Here is a 17,586-nt window from a genome sequence, read left to right as displayed (position 1 = left end):
CTGACGAATCACATCTTACCGGAAGGTGAATCCGCTTGCGACCGCCAATGAGGCTAGCCGATCCGCACTTCGCCTTGCGTGAACTGGAACAGCACGACGCAGCCGGTGAGCGGCCGCGAGACCGGCCGGAAGCGCCAGTCGCGCACCGCCGCGCGCGCTTCCTGATCGAAGCTGCCGCCCGGCACGCCGCGCGCGATACCCACGTTTTGAACAGCTCCGGTCTCGGCGACATCGAACTGGACGATGGACCAGCCCTGCAAGCCCCTGGACCAGCCGCGTGCGGGATAGTCGGGCAGCCGCGCCGAGGACGCCCGCAACGGCTCGCCGGCGCATTGCCCGGAATCCGCGGCCCGCTCCACATTGGGCGGGACCGGCATGTCGGAGCGCGCAATGAACGGCCCGCGCTCACGCGGATCGGCGAGCGGATTGACCGCCTCCACCGGCGCGCAGGCGGCCAGGACAGGAAGGGTCATGGCGAAAAGCGGGGCGAGGATCGGGCGCATGGGTCGACTAAACGCGAGCATGCGCACTTGCGCAAGCGTTGCACTGCGCCCTGAGAGCAAAGAAAAACCCCCGCCGGATCGCTCCGGCGGGGGCTGTGTCGCATAAAGACGGCTGTCGGTCCGGGGACCAGCCCGAAGACCGGAAGAAGCGTCCTAGTAGCGGTAGTGCTCGGCCTTGAACGGGCCTTTGGCGTTCACGTCGATATAGTCGGCCTGCTCGTCGGACAGCACGGTCAGGTTCGCGCCCAGCTTGGGCAGGTGCAGCGCCGCGACTTTTTCGTCGAGATGCTTGGGCAGGATGTAGACCTGGTTCTCGTACTGGTCGCCGCGCACCCAGAGCTCGATCTGCGCCAGCACCTGGTTGGTGAAGGAGGCGCTCATCACGAAGGACGGGTGACCGTTGGCGTTGCCCAGGTTCACAAGGCGGCCTTCGGACAGAAGGATGATCTTGTTGCCCGTGGGGAACTCGACCAGATCGACCTGCGGCTTCACATTGGTCCACTGGAAGTTCTTCAGCGCCTCGACCTGAATCTCGTTGTCGAAGTGACCGATATTGCAGACGATCGACATGTTCTTCATTTCGCGCATGTGATCGACGGTGACGACGTCCTTGTTGCCCGTCGCGGTGACGACGATGTCGACATCCTTGATCACGTCCTCCAGGCGCACCACGGCGAAGCCGTCCATGCAGGCCTGCAGCGCGCAGATCGGATCGACTTCGGTGACCGACACCCGGCAGCCGGCCTGGGCCAGCGATTCCGCGGAGCCCTTGCCCACGTCGCCATAGCCGCAAACGACGGCGGTCTTGCCGCTCATCATCACATCGGTGCCGCGGCGGATGGCGTCCACCAGGCTTTCACGGCAGCCGTAACGGTTGTCGAATTTCGACTTCGTCACGGAATCGTTGACGTTGATCGCCGGGAAGGCGAGCTCGCCGCGCTTGGCCACCTGATACAGGCGCATGACGCCGGTCGTGGTTTCTTCCGACACGCCCTTGATCGCGGCCTTGGCCTTCTTGAACCAGCCCGGGCTCGCCTCGATGCGGCGCTTGATGGTCTCGAAGAGGAATTTTTCTTCTTCCGATTTCGGCTCGCCCAGCTTGGACGGATCGGCCTCGGCCTGCTCGCCGAGCTGCAGATACATGGTCGCATCGCCGCCGTCGTCCAAGATCATGTTGGCGGTTTCACCGTTGGGCCAGTGGAATATGGCGTCGGCGAACTCCCAGTATTCACGCAGGGTCTCTCCCTTGTAAGCGAAGACCGGAATATTGCGCTCTGCGATCGCGGCCGCGGCCTGATCCTGGGTCGAGAAGATGTTGCACGACGCCCAGCGCACTTCGGCGCCAAGCTCCACCAGCGTTTCGATCAGGACGGCGGTCTGGATCGTCATGTGCAGCGAGCCCGCAATCCGCGCGCCGGCCAGAGGCTTCTGGCCCTTGAACTCCTCGCGCAGCGCCATCAGGCCAGGCATTTCGATCTCGGCCATCTCGATCTCGATCCGGCCCCACTTGGCCAGGCTGAGATCTTTTACATAGTAGTCGTTCGCACCGGAATCGGCGTGCAGGAGAGTCATGAACGGGTAGCCTTCTTTGCTGTCGGACAGGGTCGACCGGACGCCGACCCGGGTTGAGGTGGAGTGGGGTATAGCGTCCGCCGGGCCTTCGGGCAAACCAAACTCCATACGCGTAATCAATCCGTCATTCGCAATGCGGTCCAAATCTTGTATAAACACTTTATTAACGGTCCCGCGACGGCACAGGGGAGGGCGTCGCAGCCTTGGGATCCGATGATCATCCTGCGAGGCCCGGACCGGGGCCGAGCGCGCGTTTCGAGGGGAAACATCGCAATGGCGAATTTGCCGACGGCTTATGCAAGCCAGCGCTTCGGAAACAAGGTGCTCGATTTCTACGCCGCCGCTGGCGAGGTGATCGGCGCCGATCCTCGCGCCCGCGCCGACGAGCGCCGGATGCAGGATTTTGACGGCGCCCGCCACACCGTACGGGTGACGCAGGCGAAATTTCCTCTGGAGCCTGGCGATCAGGCTTCGGTTCTGCGCCTTCAGCCGGGCCCGTCGCGGCGCTCGCGCCCGGTGGCAGTGGTCAATCACAGCCGCGGCGGCTGGACCCGCACCCATCCCGGCGCCAACGCGCTGCTGTCGCGCGCCGGTGTCGCACGCAATGTGAACTGGGCGCTCACGGTGACCCTGTTCGTGCTGGCCGCGCTGGTCTGCGTCTGGCCCTATGTGGTCGCCTTCCTGGCCGAGCTTGCGCCCGGCGCTTTCGCCGGTGCCCCGGCGTTCAACGTGTTCGCGCTCGCCTCGACCGCCCTGCCCGGCCTGGCGGCGTGGAGCGTGGCGGACGCTTCAGCGCCCCTCGCCAACCTCCTGACCGGGATGAATCCGGGCCTTGAAGGCCTAGCCCCGATCGTCGCCTTCGGTGCGGCGTCCCTACTGGGCGCGGTGCTGGTTTTCTCCTCGCGCTCCTGGCGGCTTTTGTGGGCGCCGCTCTTCGTGGCTGCGCTCGGTGCGGCCGCCTTGGGATTCGGCGGCGCGGAGGAGGCCTTGGCGCCAGCCCTGTCGGGCCTCGCCATTGCGGCGGGCGTTTTCATTATCGGCGGCGCCTGGAACCGGATCACCGACGCAGTGCGCCTTGAATCGCGCATCGCTTTGCTGGCCGATCACCTGCTCACCAACGCGCCTGAAGAGGCTGTGTCTCATCACCAGGACGCTGTTGAGGCGCAGGAAGCTGCTCTTGAGCATGAAATCGAGCAGGCCCCGGAGCCCCAGCCCGCGCCGCAAGTTCGCGAGACCTCCGCGGACGCTCTGGTGGATGAGCGCACCGCCGTCGCCGTGGCGGCGTCGCTGCGCTCCATCGACGAGCAGGACGAGCAAGCGGGCGAGGCCGGAGCAGAGCCTGACGTCGAAGCCGGTGTCGAACCGACGACCGGAACCAGCTCCGGCCCCGCTGACGCCGATAGCGTGTCTGAAGACGAGACAGTCGAAGACGCTCAAGCTGACGCGAGCGATGAGGCGCTGGCGGAAGTGCAGCACGGTGACGCGGACGCAGCCGCCGCTGAAGCCGGACAGCCTGAAAGCGCCGAGCCGGATAGCGCCGGGACTGAACCGGGCGAGGCTGACACACCGTCCGGAAAACTGCTTGCGGCGCAGGCGGTGGAAACCGAAACCGGCGAGGCCGAGCGGGACGATACTCTGGTGGGCGCCGGGATCGACGCCGACGAGGACGAACGCCTGCGCACCGATCCGCGCTACGCCTCGCGCGCCATCCTTCTGCCGCCGCCGCCGCCCATGCCGGCGCCCCGCCGCGCCCCCTCCAATGGCCAGGCGGACACGCCGACCGAAGGAACCCGCAGCGAACCTGGCGAACCGGTGCTGGAGACGGCCGGAGCACCGGCGACCCAGACGCGCACGCTCAATCCCGGAAAGCCGCTTCCAGATAACGTGGTGCCGATCTTCGCGGCGGCGCCGCCATTGCAGGACTCCTGAACCGCGCACAGCTGGAACGTCCCGCGCCCCATGGCGCCTCGCCAAAGCGGCGAGCAGACCACGCTTCGACCGGACAGCCGGGTGGCGGACTGACCGGACGGTGGACTGAAAGGAAAAAAGCGCGGCGGTCTTGCTCGGGGCCTGAGCGGCGGGCGCTTCAGCGGCTCACCAAAAGGCCGCGGCGTCTAATCGACTTCGTCGAAGCCCGCTTCCACCAGCTTGGACAGGGCGTCCAGCGCGTCCTGGGCGTCGGCGCCCTCGGCGTGGATCGTGACCTGCGCGCCCGGGCCGGCGGCGAGCATCAACAGCTCCATGATGGAATCGGCCTGAACCTGCTCGCCGTCGCGCGACAGGGTTATGCGGGCGTCGAATTTACCGGCTTCAGCGACGAATTTGGCCGACGCCCTGGCGTGGAGGCCGCGCTGATTGCAAATCGTGACCGTCTTGGAGCAGGTCACGAGGCGCTGTCGAGAATGCGCGACGCCACCGCGATATAGCGCTTGCCCGCCTCGCTGGCGCTATCGGCCAGCTCGCTCACGGATAGGCGCGAGCGCGCTTCGGCCAGCTTTATCAGCATGGGCAGATTGGCGCCCGCGATCACTTCGATCCGGTCTTTTTCAAGTAGCGCGATTGAGAGATTGGACGGGGTTCCCCCGAACATGTCGGTGAGGATGACCACGCCGGCGCCCTGATCGGCCTCTTCCACCGCAGCGCGGATATCGTCGCGCCGTTTGTCCATGTCGTCATCGGGCCCGATGGACACGGCGATGCAGGCGTCAAGCGGTCCGACGACATGCTCGGTCGCGGCGACAAGTTCATCGGACAGGCGTCCGTGGGTGACGACGACAATGCCGATCATGGCCCGGTTATGTTCCTTCAGGCGTCAACGATAATTCTATCTCCATGTAAGCGCGGTTTTGCGTCTGCGAAAAGCCCTGCAGCGGTTCAAATCGGGCGGAGCGTGCAGCAGCGCCGTCCTGGCTCACTGCGAAGCGCGCGTTCCGGCCGGCAGATCCACGCTAAAGCGCGCGCCCAGGCTGGCCCCGTCGGGTCCGATGCGGTTTTCCGCCCGGATATGGCCGCCATGGGCGGTGACGATCTGGCGCGCGATTGCGAGACCGAGCCCGGAATGAGCGCCGAAGGCCGCGCCCTTGGGTCTCTGGGTGTAGAACCGGTCGAAGATCGCCTCGAGATTTTCTTCCGGCACACCGGGGCCGTCATCATCCACGGTGATCCGGATCCGGCCGTGAGGGCCCGGCGTGCGCCGCGCCTCCACACGCACCTGGCCGCCCTCGGGCGAGAAGGTGACGGCGTTGTCGATCAGATTGATGAAGACCCGGCTGAGCGGACCTTCATGGCCCCGCACCCCGAGATCGCCCGTCGCCGAGACCTTCACCTGAACCGGCTTTGGTTGGTCGGGCTTTTGCTCGCGCGCGTGTGTACTGGCGATATCGGTAAGAAGCCGGCCCATATCCACGCGCGCCAGATCTTCACGGGCGAGCTCGGCGTCCAGCCTTGAGGCGTTGGAGATGTCGGTGACCAGGCGGTCCAGGCGCTTCACATCGTGCTGGATCACCTTGATCAGCTTGTCCCGGCGCACATCGTCCTTGGCCAAGGGCAGGATTTCCGCCGCTGAGCGGATGGAGGTGAGCGGGTTCTTGATTTCGTGACTCACATCGGCGGCGAAGCTCTCAATGGCGTCGAGCCGATCATAAAGCGCATTGGTCATGGCAGCGAAGGCCTGTCCCAACTGGCCGATCTCATCCTGGCGGCGGCTCATGTCGGGCAGATCCACGCGCCGGCCGCCGGCCAGGCGCACCTTGCGTGCGGCGTCGGACAACTCGCGCACCGGCTGGGCGATGGAAATGGTCAGCCAGACCGCAGAGGCCATGATCGCGAAGATCGCCGCGGCGGCGTAGGGGATGATCGCCTGGCGCTCGGCCTCGATCAGCACCTCGAAGTCGTAGGATTCGTAGGTGACCGTGCCCACCACCGCCTGAATCAGCTGGATCGGGATCGTCACCGACACGATCCGCGCGCCGTTCGCCTCGCGGCGCACCCCGCCCTGGGGCTCGCCGGTGCGAAAGGCCGCTTCCACCTCCTGCTCAAGGGTGCGATTGGTCCAGGCGCGGGTCTCGACCGGGACGAAGAGCCCCACCAGCCATTGCTCCACGGGCCGGACGAGCCGGGGCACCACGCCGCTCTCCTCCGCCCCTCCCCCCACCGGCGGCAGGGGGCTTTGCTCCACCTCGCCGGCGATAAGATCGGAATCGGCCACCAGCATCGGGCCGGGCCCATGGAGCAGGGCGCGCGTTTCGTCGGGAACATAAAGCGGCGAGAGCCGGCGCAAGACCTCGCGCGCGGCGTCGGCGTCCATGCGCGGTCCCGGCGCGTCGCCGCTGACCGCGGTCTCGGTGATCACATTGGCGATGATCTCCGCCTGGGCCGCCAGAGACAGCTCCTTGGCCTCCACCAGCCCGCGCCGGTTCTCGGTGATCGCCGCCATGCCCACCAGAAGGAAGGCGAGAGCGGCGAAACTCGCCCCGAGAATCTTCCAGCCCAAGTGTGAAAAGATAACCCGTTGCAAACCGCGCACCTTGCGCACGGCGCCGAGCCAGGCGGTCTTAAGCCTCTTTGTAACGGTATCCGACGCCATAAAGGGTCTCGATCCCATCGAACACATCGTCGACGTCTTTGAACTTCTTGCGGATGCGCTTAATGTGGCTGTCGATGGTGCGATCATCCACATAGACCTGATCGTCATAGGCCGCGTCCATCAGATTGTCGCGGCTTTTCACAAAGCCGGGCCGATTGGCCAACGCGTGCAGAATCAGGAACTCGGTCACCGTCAGGCGCACCGGCTTGCCCTCCCAAAGGCAGGCGTGGCGATTTGGATCCATGGTCAGCTTGCCGCGCTGGATCGCCTTCTGGTCACCCTCGCCTTCGCTGAAGGCCGGATCGGACTGGGAGCGGCGCAGCACCGCCTTGATCCGGCGCACCAGAAGCTGGTGGGAGAACGGCTTGGCGATATAATCGTCGGCTCCTAGATCCAGCCCCAGCGCCTCGTCGAACTCGGCGTCCTTGGAGGTGAGGAAGATCACCGGCATGTTCGAGCTCTGGCGCACCCGCCGCAAAAGCTCCAGCCCGTCCATGCGCGGCATCTTGATGTCGAAAATTGCAAGATCCGGCGGATTGTCGATGAGCTGGGGCAGGGCGACGGCGCCGTCAGTGAAGGTGTGCACGTTATAGCCCTCGGTCTCGAGCAGCATGGACACCGAAGTCAGAATATTTTCGTCGTCGTCGACCAGTGTGATCGTGGCCATAAGCCGATCCCTCAATAATTTGGTTTTCCGGCGCACGCGGCGCGCCCTGCAATGTGCGCGCAGCTTATAAGCGCCGGGCTCACAAGGCAAAGCTCGGATTCAAGGTTACGGTTACCCCAAGTTAAGTGTGTCGGGGGCATGTTTCTTCCCACGGTCGGGGGACGGGACAACTCATGGCGCGCCAGGACGTTCATTTCGAGGTTTACCTCAAAAAACATAAAAAGGCCGAATGGTCCCTTGTGGAGGCGATCAATGATCGCCAGGAAGCGCTGGATCTCGCCCACACGCTGAAGAAGCGCCACCCCAAGGGATCAGTGCGGGTGCAGCGTGAGGTGTGGGTGGCCGAGGAGAGCGCGTTTCGCGGCGGCACGGTCTTTGAGGCCGGTCCGGAACGCTTCAGCCAGCCCGAGGACAAGACCGGCGAAGCCTCCCTGCCCTGCATCACGCCGGACGATCTGGCGGGTCCGGCGGCGCGCGAGACGATCCGTCGCGTGCTCAGCGGCTGGTTTGAACGCCGCCAGGTCTCGCCGCTGGAGCTGTTGTACCGGCCCGACCTGATCGAGGATCTGGACGGCTCGGACACAGATCTTCAGGGCGCGGTCCAGAAAGTCGCCATCGCGCGCGCCCAGAACACCGACGCCTCGGTGCACGCCTATGTGCGCTTGATCAACGACCTGGTGGAGCGAAGCATCGCCCAGTCCCGGCGCGAAGCCAAAGCTGCAAAGAAGGCCCCCACGGCCAAAGGCTTCGCCGAGATGACGGAGAAAATCCTGTCCGAAGGCGGGCCGGAGAAACGCCTGCGCCGCGCCATTGCGGACCGCCTGTCGAAAGCCTCCGACTTCGGCGCCAAGACCGAGATGCTCCTGGACTTCCATGATGACTTGCCCGCCGATCCGGAGGCGCGCGCGTTCGCGTCCAAGCAGACCGACGCCTTCATCGCCGAAATGCTGAGCTTTGACCCCGCAATGCGCGCCGTGATCGGGCACACGAGCGATCTGGGCGAGGAGATCGTGCGCCTCACCGGGATTTATGAGGGCGCGCCGCACTCTCAGGATCTGGTGGGCGCGCCCGCCGCGGCGCGGCGCCTGGCGGAAAAATTCGCCGCAAAGCAGTTACCCGGCGCCCATATCGAAGTGGCCAAGCGCATTCTGGCGGCCCTGCGCGCGCCCAAGCGCTTTCGGCCCGAAAGCGTCATGCGCGAGATCGAGCTGGCGCGAAAGCTGGCCATGCGCCTGATCGCGGCGTCAGGCCCGAATCTTCATCCCGACAGCCTGGTGGACGCCTTCACCCACCGCTCGGCCAAGCTTCTGGCGCCCGAGGCGGTGGAGGAGGCGCTGGCCAACGCCAAGGACCCGGCCGAACAGATCGAGCGCCTGTTCCGCTTCGAGGACAACCTCGTGGGCGAGCAGAACAAGGCAAAGCTGGCGGCGTATTTGCGCGCGCGCCTGAAGTCCAAGCCGAGCGAGAGCTATTTCGTGCGCGGTTCAGGCCAGCCGCTGGAGCGTCTGGCGCGGCTCGCCGCGTTTCAGGCCCGCTCCCTGAAGGGCGGCTTCTCCGCCAGCGACAAGACCGAGCTGGCCGACGCCTTCGATCAGCTGGGCATGGCGATTCTCGATGAAACTAAAATCCTCGCCCGACTCGCAGCTGGTGCACAACCCGCCCTCGACCGCGCAAGCGCGCTCCTGAGACTCGCGGCCCAGGGTGTTCTGCCCAGCGGCCGCTGCAGTCAGGACGCCCAGGCCCGCGCCATGCGCCTCCTGGCCGGAGAAATGGGCCGCATCGAAAGCGCCGACCCGGGCAACAGAACCAAGCTGCAAGGCATCCAGACGCTGATGGCCAGCCTGCGCCCGGCGGTGGAAGACGCGCCGGAGGCAGGGGCGGGGGCGGCTTAGGTCTCGGCGCCTTCGGCGACGCGAACAATCCGCCTCATCATATACCGCGACGGGCGCCGGCCCGACCCGCGCTGCAGACATTCGATCAGGCCCGCATCCTCCAACTGGCGCAGCATGTTTCCCGCCGTCGCCCGATTATCAAGCTCCAGGGCGCGGGTGAATTCTGGTCCGGTCATCGCCGGACGTTTGAAAAACGCGTCCACTGCGGTGGACGCATGCCTGGAGCCTGTCACCTCTGCGAAGCGCAGCCGCATTTCCACCTCCAGCTTTTGCAGAGCGCGCACGCGGCTGAGATTTGTCTGGGCCTGAACCTCAACGGCGCCGCAGAAAAAGCGGACCCATCCATCCCAATCTCCGGCTTCGGTGACGCCAAGCAGGCGGTCGTAGTATTCCGATCTCCGCTCCTCGAGATATTGTGAAATGTAGAATGTCGGGCTGGTGATGGCGCCGCGGAACGCGAGCATCAGCGGTATCAGCATCCGGCCGACGCGCCCGTTCCCGTCGAGGAAGGGGTGTATGATTTCAAATTGGGCGTGGGCGACCGCGGTCGCCAGAAGCGGGTCGTCCTCGTGCTCGTTCAGATAGGCGGCTAGGTTCTCATTGCCATCCACCATGAGGACCGGATTTGGCGGCACAAAACGAGCTTGTTCAATTGGCGAGCCGGCGCGCCCAATCCAGTTTTGCTCAGTTCGAAACCGACCCGGAAAGCGCTCCCCGCCCCGTGCGCCCGTCATAAGGCGCTGATGCAGTTCGCGGATGAGGCTCAGCGCGATGCCTCTCTCCTCGACAAGCGCGGCGCCGACCGCCACGGCCGCTCTATAATTTCGAACTTCGACGATATCGTTGCGCCGGTTCGGAGCGGGACTGGCGCCGGCTTCCGCCTCGAGCACTTCGTCGAGGGTCGCCTGGGTCCCTTCTATGCGCGAGGACAATACCGCCTCGTTCGCCGTCAGGGGGCCGAGCAGTAGGTCTGGATTGGGCAGGGCGCCAAGCGCGCCGTCAAAGCGCGCGAGCGCACGGCCCGCCGCGCTAAGCGGCTCCAAAAGCGCTCCGCGATCCAGCTATTGCGGCCCAAGCGGCAGAAAATCGGGCTTGAACGGCGGCATGGGACCAGCTTTCCTTGCGACTCACCGCCGATACACAAATCGGCTAATGTAAAGTTTGAGCCTAAATATTTTACGTTAGCGCGAAAAGCGGCGCTAGTGATTCGGTCACAGGTCAAAAAAACCCCGGCGGATCGCTCCGCCGGGGCATTTAGCAAACGTTCGCTAATGAGGCCGTTACGCCGCGGCGCGCTGGCGCAGGACGTAGTGCAGGATGCCGCCGTTCTTGACGTAATCGAGCTCGTTATCGGTGTCGATGCGGGCCAGAAGCCGGGTCTGCTTGGTGGCGCCGTCGGGGAAGGTCACCGTGAGGGTCACTTCGCCGCGCGGGGTGACGCCTTCGACGCCGGTGATCGACACGGTCTCCGCGCCGGTGATGGCCAGACTCTCCCAGCTCTCCCCGTCCTTGAACTGCAGCGGCAGCACGCCCATGCCGATCAGGTTGGAGCGGTGGATGCGTTCAAAGCTCTCGCAGATCACGGCCTTCACGCCCAGTAGGCGGGTGCCCTTGGCCGCCCAGTCGCGCGAGGACCCCGTGCCGTACTCCTTGCCGCCGAACACCACCAGCGGGATGCCCTGCTCCTGGTATTTCATGGCGGCGTCGTAGATCGGCATTTGCTCGCCGGAGGGCTGCAGCGTGGTGACCCCGCCTTCGACGCCGGGAACCATCTGGTTCTTGATGCGGATATTGGCGAAGGTGCCGCGCATCATGACGTCGTGATTGCCCCGGCGCGCGCCGTAGGAGTTGAACTCGCGCGGCTCCACGCCGTGCTCCTGCAGGTAATGACCCGCCGGGCTGTCGGCTTTGATAGAGCCGGCCGGGGAGATGTGGTCGGTGGTGATGGAATCGGCGAACAGACCCAGAATGCGCGCGCCCGAAATGTCCTTGGGCGGATGCACGTCGCCGGACATGCCTTCAAAGAAGGGCGGGTTGGCCACATAGGTGCTCTCCGGCCAGTCATAGGTGAGACCGCCAGAAGTCTCGATGCCCTGCCACATCCGATCACCCTTGAAGACGTCGGCGTAGCGCTTGGCGAACATGTCCGGGGTCACTGCGGTGCGCACCGCTTCGGCGATCTCGGCAGAGCTCGGCCAGATATCCTTGAGATAGACCGGCTCGTTGCTCTGGTCGTAGCCGATCGGATCCTCGGCCACATTGATGTTCATGGTGCCGGCCAGCGCGTAGGCCACCACCAGCGGCGGGCTGGCGAGATAGTTCGCCCGAACGTCGGGAGACACGCGGCCTTCAAAATTGCGGTTGCCGGACAGGACCGAGGTGGCCACCAGATCGCCGTCCTTGATCGCCTTGGAGATTTTCTCGGGCAGCGGACCGGAATTGCCGATGCAGGTGGTGCAGCCATAGCCCACCAGATTAAAGCCCAGCGCGTCGAGATCGTCCTGCAGACCAGCCTTCTCCAGATAGTCGGTGACCACCTGGGAGCCCGGCGCCAGCGACGTCTTCACCCAGGGCTGGACCTTCAGGCCCTTTTTCAGCGCATTGCGCGCCACAAGGCCCGCGCCCAGCATGACGGACGGGTTGGAGGTGTTGGTGCACGAGGTGATCGCGGCGATCACCACGTCGCCATGGCCGATGGAGTAATCCTCGCCCTCAACCTTCACGCGGCGCGCGCCGTCATCGCCCTTGCCGAACTCGCTGTGGAGCACCTTGGCGAACTCGTCGGCGGCGACATTGAGCGCCACCCGGTCCTGCGGGCGCTTGGGCCCGGCCAGGCTCGGCACCACGGTAGTGAGGTCAAGCTGGAGGGTGTCGGTATAGACCGGCTCGTCCTTGCGCTCGGGCCGGAACATGCCTTGTGCCTTGGAATATTTCTCCACCAGCTCGACCCGGCCTTCCTCGCGGCCGGTGGCGCGCAGATAGGCCAGCGTCTCGTTGTCCACCGGGAAGAAGCCGCATGTGGCGCCGTATTCGGGCGCCATGTTGGCGATGGTCGCCGCATCTTCCAGCGAAAGGGTGTCGAGACCGGCGCCGTAGAATTCCACGAACTTGCCGACCACGCCCTTCTTGCGCAGCATCTGCACCACGGTGAGCACCAGATCGGTGGCCGTGGCGCCTTCGGGCAGCTTGCCGTCCAGCTTGAAGCCGATGACTTCAGGGATCAGCATGGAGACCGGCTGGCCGAGCATCGCCGCTTCGGCCTCGATACCGCCCACGCCCCAGCCCAGCACGGCCAGGCCGTTGATCATGGTGGTGTGGCTGTCGGTGCCCACCAGCGTGTCGGGATAGGCGTAGGTGACGCCGTCCTCGTCGCGGGTCCACACCGTCTGGGCCAGGTTTTCCAGATTCACCTGGTGGCAGATGCCGGTGCCCGGCGGCACGACGCGGAAATTATCAAACGCGCTGGCGCCCCATTTCAGGAATTTGTAGCGCTCTCCATTGCGCTCGTATTCGCGCTCGACGTTCTTTTCAAAGCTGTCGGCGTGGCCGAAATAATCCACCATCACCGAGTGGTCGATCACCAGATCGACGGGAACCAGCGGGTTCACGCTCTTGGGATCGCCGCCCATCTTGGCGGTGGCGTCGCGCATGGCGGCCAGATCCACAACGGCGGGCACGCCGGTGAAGTCCTGCATCAGCACGCGGGCTGGGCGGTAGGCGATTTCATGGTCGGACTTTCCGGTCTTTGTCCAGGCCGCGATCGCCTCGATATCGGCCTTGGTCACGGTGCGCCCGTCTTCAAAGCGCAGAAGGTTCTCCAGCAGGACCTTCAACGTGTAGGGCAGCTTGGACACGCCCTGAAGGCCGTTCTTTTCCGCCTCTTTCAGATCGAAATACGCATAGGTCTTTCCGCCCGCGGTGATGTCGCGGCGGCATTTGAAACTGTCCAGAGAAGCCATGGGTCGTCCTCGTCTTGGCGCCGGCAAACCCGGCGGCGATCCGTGCGGCGCGAACGGGGTCATCAAGGAAACCGCTGAACGCCGACATATGTTTCGTGGCGCGTTTTAGCCCCGCTTCGGCCCTGCTGCAATGCGGCGCAGGTCCTGTGTCAGCAGGTGCGAACAGGTCGCAAGGTCAGGCGCTTGCACACAGGCCGGTGATCGCCCGCTACACCGAGGGCTTGGACAGGCGCGCCGCCGCGCTTTATCTCTCGCGCCGATGACCCAAACCGCCGCCCTTTCCTGTACAGACCTGACGCTGGACCGCGGCGGGCGGGTGCTGGTGCGCGATTTCTCGCTCGCGGTGAACGCCGGCGAGGCGGTGGTGCTCACCGGGCCCAACGGCTCGGGCAAGACGACGCTGCTGCGCGCGCTCGCAGGCCTGGTGCGGCCCGCCGGGGGCGAGGTGACGCGCAGCCCCGCCGAAGCCGGGATCGCCTTTCTTGGCCACGCCGACGCGCTGAAAAGCAGCGAGAGCGTCGAGGCGATGCTTCAAAGCTGGACGACGATGCAGGGCGGGAACGCAGATATCACAAGGCTGGATGCGGTGATGCGAGAACTCGCCGTGGCGCATCTTGCAAGGCGCGAGTGCGGCAAGCTGTCGGCCGGACAAAAACGCCGCGCGGCGCTGGCGCGGATCGTTTTGTCGGAGCGCCCTGTCTGGATCCTTGATGAGCCGGCGGCGCCGCTGGACACCGCCAGCCGCGCGAGGCTCGCCGAGCTGGTCGCCCGGCACAGACAGGGCGGCGGCCTGGTGATCGCCGCCACCCATGTGGATCTGGGCTGGGCCGATGCGCGCGCCGTGGAGCTGACCCCGTGAGTGCGCCCCTTGCCCTGTTTGCGCGCGAGATGCGCCTCGCGTTTTCCGGCGGCGGCGGGCCTGCGGGACCGGCCGCGTTCAATCTGGCCGCCCTGTCGCTGGCGCCCCTGGCCATCGGACCCAACGCCGAGGTGCTCGCGGCGGCGGGCCCGGGCGTGATCTGTTTCGCCGCGCTTTTGGCGACGCTGCAACCGGCCGAGCGCCTGTTCGGCGAGGACGCCAGCGACGGCACGTTGGAGCTTTACGCCCTGTCGGGCCAGAGCCTGGCGCTCACCTGCCTTATGAAGGCGCTCGCCTTCACCTGCGCGGTGTTCTGGCCCTTGCCGATTCTCGCCGTGCTGGGCGCCCTCGCCTACGGGCTGGAGCTTGGGCCGGCGCTGGTCACCGGCTTGTCTCTGCTGCTGGCGGCGCCGGGCCTGGCGCTGGTGGCGGGCTTTGCAGGCGCGCTGGCGGCGGGGCTGAAGCGGGCGGGGCTGCTGATCGCGCTCATCGCGGCGCCGCTGCAGGTGCCGCTTTTGATCTTTGCGGCCGGCGCGGCGCGCTCCGCGGTGGAGGCGCCCCATCTTGTCGGCCCCAACCTGATGATGACGGCGGCGTATTCGCTGGCGGCGCTGGCGCTGGCGCCGTTCGGCGCCGCGGCGGCGCTGCGGGCCCGCCTTGAATAGGCTTGGGGTCAAACCGCTTGCGGCTCTGCGCCGCATCAGCCTTGCGAACCGCGCAAAGGCTGGCTAGGTGAGCGACATGTGGAGCTATCTCGCCAACCCTGAGCGTTTTGACCGGCTGGCCCGCGCCGTGATCCCCTGGACCTGGGGCGCCGCGGCGCTGTTGTTCGCCATCGGTCTGCCTTGGGCGCTGGTGATCTCGCCGCCCGACTATCAGCAGTCGGAGACGGTGCGCATCATGTACGTCCATGTGCCCGCCGCCTGGCTGGCCATGGCCGCCTATTCGGGCCTCGCTGTCTCCAGCTTCGTCTATTTCATCTGGCGCCATAACCTGGCTGATCTGGCCGCACGCGCGATTGCGCCGGCCGGGGCGGTGTTCGCCTTCTTGTGCCTGGCCACCGGCGCGCTGTGGGGCCGGCCCATGTGGGGCGCCTGGTGGGTGTGGGACGCGCGGCTCACCTCCATGCTGGTGCTGTTTCTTTTGTATCTGGGATACATGGCGCTGCGCGCCGCCATCGAGGATGAGAAGCTGGCCGCACGCGCCGGCGCGATCCTGGCCATGGCCGGCGTCCTCAACCTGCCGATCATCAAATTCTCCGTGGACTGGTGGAATACGCTGCACCAGCCCGCCAGCGTGTTCCGCTTTGACGGACCCACGATCCATCCGTCCGCGCTCTGGCCGCTTTCGATCATGGCGCTGGCCTTCACCGTGCTTCTGACCGCGCTGGTGCTGACCCAGATGCGCGCCATGATCCTTTCAAGGAAGGCCGACGCCCTGGAGCGCCGCCGCGAACGCCGGCTGGAACTGGAGGCGGGGCTGTGAGCGCGTATCTCGCCATGGACGGTTATGGTGCTTTTGTCTGGCCCGCTTACGGGCTGACCCTGCTGGGCGTGGGCGGGCTGGTGTTTTGGACGCTGCAGGCGCGCCGCGCCGCCTCCGCGCGCCTCGCCCGCCTGCAGGCGCTGGAGACTGCGGCGAAAGAGGCGCTGTCCACGGAGCCTGCGGGCACGGGGATCGACGCATGAACCGCCTGATATTGTGGGTTCCGCTCACCGTGGTGGCGCTTTTGCTGGTCATCTTCGCCGTGGCGCTACTCAGCCCTGACACCGGCGGCGAGGATCCGCTCGTGGGCCGAGACCTGCCCGTCCTGCCGCTGGAGGACTTTCCCGGCCGCACGGTTGATTTCGATCCGTCTGCGGTGGAGGGGGCCTATCTCCTGAATGTCTGGGCGAGCTGGTGCGCGCCCTGCCGCATCGAGCATCCCGTGCTCATGGGCCTCGCCGAGCAGGGCGTGCCGATCTACGGCGTCGTCTACAAGGATGATCCGGGCAACGCCATGGCCTTCCTCAATCAGCTGGGAGATCCGTTCGCCGGGCTCGCAGCCGATCCTGAGGGCCGCGCAGCGATCGAGCTGGGCCTCACCGGCGCCCCGGAAACCTTCGTGATCGATGGTGACGGCGTGATCCGAGCGCGCTGGCGCGGCGCGGTGGACGACATCACATGGCGGCGATCCCTCGGCCCGGCCTGGAGCGAGGCCGGCGGAAACCCGGTCGACGCCGACACCCTGCCGCAGCTGCGCTGACTGTCCTGGGCAAGCCAGACACGGGCGGGCTGGCCCTGAAGACGGCCTGCGACCTGGCCGCTACTTTTTTTTCTTTTTCTTTTTGCGGGCTTTTTCAGCGGCCTTTTCGGCGGCTTTCTCTTCAGCTCGGTGCTGGGCTTTCAAGGCGTGCTTGGCGCGCTTGGCCTCGGCTTTGGCCTCTTCGGCCCCCAGCTCGCTGGCGCGGCTGATCCGGGTGAGGGATTCCACAAAGTTGGCGCGCTTGTTCTTGGGCAGGGCGCCTAGAATAGCCTCGTCGGCCGCCTTGGCGCCTTCGATGGCGGTTTCATAGAGCTTGCGGCCCTCATCGGTGAAGCGCACCGAATTGGCTCGCGCATCGCCCGGCGCCTTTTCGCGCAAGAGCAGGCCCTTGGTGGCCATGCGGCTGACCAGCTCGGCCAGGGTGGAGCGGTCGATGCCGGTGGCGGTCACAAGCTGGGTCTGGGTCAGCCCTTCAGCGGCGTGCACCGCGCACAGAACGGCGAACTGGCGCTGGGTCACCTCGACGCCGCCCGTGGCCTCGGAAAACCGGTCCGCAGCGAATTGCTGGGCCCGGTGCAGCAAGTGCCCCGGCGACAGGGCGAGGTCGAAATCGGGTCCGTCAGCCATAAATCCACCTCTTTCGGCGATCGAACGTGGCCGAAGCCTAGCGGTGTTCGGCGACGTTTCAATAACATCACTGTCTTGATACGGAATTGTCTTCAAGGCATGGGACCTGTGCAAGGATATTCGGCCATGACCGACAAAAAGCCTGACTTCCAGATCACTGTGCCCGAGCACGACGACCGCGAACGCCGTGTCTGCGGCACGTGCGGCTTCATCGACTACGTCAATCCGAAGATCGTGGCGGGCGTGGTGGCCGAGGACGGCGAGGGCCGCGTCCTCATGTGCAAGCGCGCCATCGAGCCGCGCGCCGGCCACTGGACCTTGCCGGCCGGATACATGGAGGAAGGCGAAAGCGTCGCGGAAGGCGCCGCGCGCGAAGCGTGGGAAGAGGCGCGCGCAAGGCTGGAGATCATTGATTTACTGGGGGTCTATTCGATCCCGCGGATCTCGCAAGTGCAGATCTTCTTTCGCGCCCGTCTCACCTCGCCGGAGGTGTCCGCCGGCCCCGAAAGCGAGGAGGTGGCGCTCTATGCGTGGGAGGATATTCCCTTCAACGATCTCGCCTTTCCCTCCGTGCGCTGGGCGCTGGAGGATTGGCGCGCCCGCCGGAACGGCCCTGCGCCGTCAGTCCCCTCTTTGCGCACCCAGGGCAAGGATTTCGCGCCCTATTAAAAATAAGG

The 17,586-nt window shown here is 65.8% G+C and carries 17 protein-coding genes; 8 read left to right on the top strand and 9 right to left on the bottom strand.

Going from position 1 to position 17,586, the window contains the following annotated elements; genetic code table 11:
- Positions 1–53: 53 nt before the first annotated feature.
- Together ACWCOP_RS00275 and ahcY are read right to left on the bottom strand one after the other, a co-directional pair.
- A complete protein-coding gene (locus ACWCOP_RS00275) occupies positions 54–473 on the bottom strand; it encodes a TonB family protein (protein ID WP_478249196.1) in 420 nt (139 codons plus the stop codon).
- A 183-nt stretch (positions 474–656) separates the two neighbouring features.
- Entirely contained in the window at positions 657–2,075 is a 1,419-nt protein-coding gene (gene ahcY / locus ACWCOP_RS00270) for an adenosylhomocysteinase (RefSeq protein ID WP_478249195.1), read from the bottom strand.
- Positions 2,076–2,348: 273 nt separating this feature from the next.
- Between ahcY and ACWCOP_RS00265 the strand changes: the two genes are divergently transcribed.
- Positions 2,349–4,004 (top strand): hypothetical protein, encoded by a 1,656-nt coding sequence (locus ACWCOP_RS00265; RefSeq protein ID WP_478249194.1) that lies wholly within the window; start codon positions 2,349–2,351, stop codon positions 4,002–4,004.
- Between the two features lie 185 nt (positions 4,005–4,189).
- On the opposite strand, the gene ACWCOP_RS00260 is transcribed toward ACWCOP_RS00265, so the two are convergent.
- The 4 genes from ACWCOP_RS00260 to ACWCOP_RS00245 form a co-directional block, all read right to left on the bottom strand.
- Positions 4,190–4,462, bottom strand: coding sequence for an HPr family phosphocarrier protein (locus ACWCOP_RS00260; protein ID WP_478249193.1), 273 nt, complete (start codon positions 4,460–4,462; stop codon positions 4,190–4,192).
- A complete protein-coding gene (locus ACWCOP_RS00255; RefSeq protein WP_478249192.1) occupies positions 4,459–4,863 on the bottom strand; it encodes a PTS sugar transporter subunit IIA in 405 nt (134 codons plus the stop codon). The genes ACWCOP_RS00260 and ACWCOP_RS00255 overlap by 4 nt, the downstream gene beginning before the upstream one ends.
- Before the next feature lie 123 nt (positions 4,864–4,986).
- Complete coding sequence (locus tag ACWCOP_RS00250; protein ID WP_478250703.1) at positions 4,987–6,600, bottom strand: stimulus-sensing domain-containing protein; 1,614 nt, start codon at positions 6,598–6,600, stop codon at positions 4,987–4,989.
- Between the two features lie 28 nt (positions 6,601–6,628).
- A complete protein-coding gene (locus tag ACWCOP_RS00245) occupies positions 6,629–7,327 on the bottom strand; it encodes a response regulator transcription factor (protein WP_478249191.1) in 699 nt (232 codons plus the stop codon).
- A 173-nt stretch (positions 7,328–7,500) separates the two neighbouring features.
- On the opposite strand from ACWCOP_RS00245, the gene ACWCOP_RS00240 reads away from it, so the two are divergent.
- Complete coding sequence (locus ACWCOP_RS00240; protein ID WP_478249190.1) at positions 7,501–9,219, top strand: hypothetical protein; 1,719 nt, start codon at positions 7,501–7,503, stop codon at positions 9,217–9,219.
- On the opposite strand, the gene ACWCOP_RS00235 is transcribed toward ACWCOP_RS00240, so the two are convergent.
- Together ACWCOP_RS00235 and acnA are read right to left on the bottom strand one after the other, a co-directional pair.
- Positions 9,216–10,262 (bottom strand): Fic family protein, encoded by a 1,047-nt coding sequence (locus ACWCOP_RS00235; protein WP_478249189.1) that lies wholly within the window; start codon positions 10,260–10,262, stop codon positions 9,216–9,218. The genes ACWCOP_RS00240 and ACWCOP_RS00235 overlap by 4 nt on opposite strands.
- Before the next feature lie 237 nt (positions 10,263–10,499).
- A complete protein-coding gene (gene acnA, locus ACWCOP_RS00230; RefSeq protein ID WP_478249187.1) occupies positions 10,500–13,178 on the bottom strand; it encodes an aconitate hydratase AcnA in 2,679 nt (892 codons plus the stop codon).
- Positions 13,179–13,437: 259 nt separating this feature from the next.
- On the opposite strand from acnA, the gene ccmA reads away from it, so the two are divergent.
- From ccmA to ACWCOP_RS00205, 5 genes are all read left to right on the top strand, one after another.
- Positions 13,438–14,037: a heme ABC exporter ATP-binding protein CcmA gene (gene ccmA / locus ACWCOP_RS00225; RefSeq protein ID WP_478249185.1), complete on the top strand. Its 600-nt coding sequence runs from the start codon at positions 13,438–13,440 to the stop codon at positions 14,035–14,037.
- Complete coding sequence (locus ACWCOP_RS00220; protein ID WP_478249183.1) at positions 14,034–14,702, top strand: heme exporter protein CcmB; 669 nt, start codon at positions 14,034–14,036, stop codon at positions 14,700–14,702. Before ccmA ends, ACWCOP_RS00220 begins: the two co-directional genes overlap by 4 nt.
- A gap of 76 nt (positions 14,703–14,778) precedes the next feature.
- Positions 14,779–15,522: a heme ABC transporter permease gene (locus ACWCOP_RS00215; RefSeq protein ID WP_478250702.1), complete on the top strand. Its 744-nt coding sequence runs from the start codon at positions 14,779–14,781 to the stop codon at positions 15,520–15,522.
- Complete coding sequence (ccmD, locus tag ACWCOP_RS00210) at positions 15,519–15,725, top strand: heme exporter protein CcmD (protein WP_478249182.1); 207 nt, start codon at positions 15,519–15,521, stop codon at positions 15,723–15,725. Before ACWCOP_RS00215 ends, ccmD begins: the two co-directional genes overlap by 4 nt.
- Positions 15,722–16,282, top strand: a complete 561-nt coding sequence (locus ACWCOP_RS00205; protein ID WP_478249181.1) for a DsbE family thiol:disulfide interchange protein — start codon at positions 15,722–15,724, stop codon at positions 16,280–16,282. Before ccmD ends, ACWCOP_RS00205 begins: the two co-directional genes overlap by 4 nt.
- A gap of 60 nt (positions 16,283–16,342) precedes the next feature.
- Here the strand turns inward: ACWCOP_RS00205 and ACWCOP_RS00200 are convergent, their stop codons facing one another.
- Positions 16,343–16,909 (bottom strand): MarR family winged helix-turn-helix transcriptional regulator, encoded by a 567-nt coding sequence (locus ACWCOP_RS00200; RefSeq protein WP_478249180.1) that lies wholly within the window; start codon positions 16,907–16,909, stop codon positions 16,343–16,345.
- A gap of 126 nt (positions 16,910–17,035) precedes the next feature.
- Here ACWCOP_RS00200 and ACWCOP_RS00195 point away from each other — a divergent pair, with 126 nt between their 5' ends.
- The gene (locus ACWCOP_RS00195; RefSeq protein WP_478249179.1) at positions 17,036–17,578 is read left to right on the top strand and encodes an NUDIX hydrolase; all 543 of its coding nucleotides are present in this window, start codon (positions 17,036–17,038) and stop codon (positions 17,576–17,578) included.
- Positions 17,579–17,586 lie beyond the last annotated feature (8 nt).

The sequence above is a fragment of the Apolloniradiicaulis salifontis genome (assembly GCF_053756655.1).
Note: the sequence above shows the minus strand (reverse complement) of the source record. Positions and strands in the feature narration are given on the sequence as shown.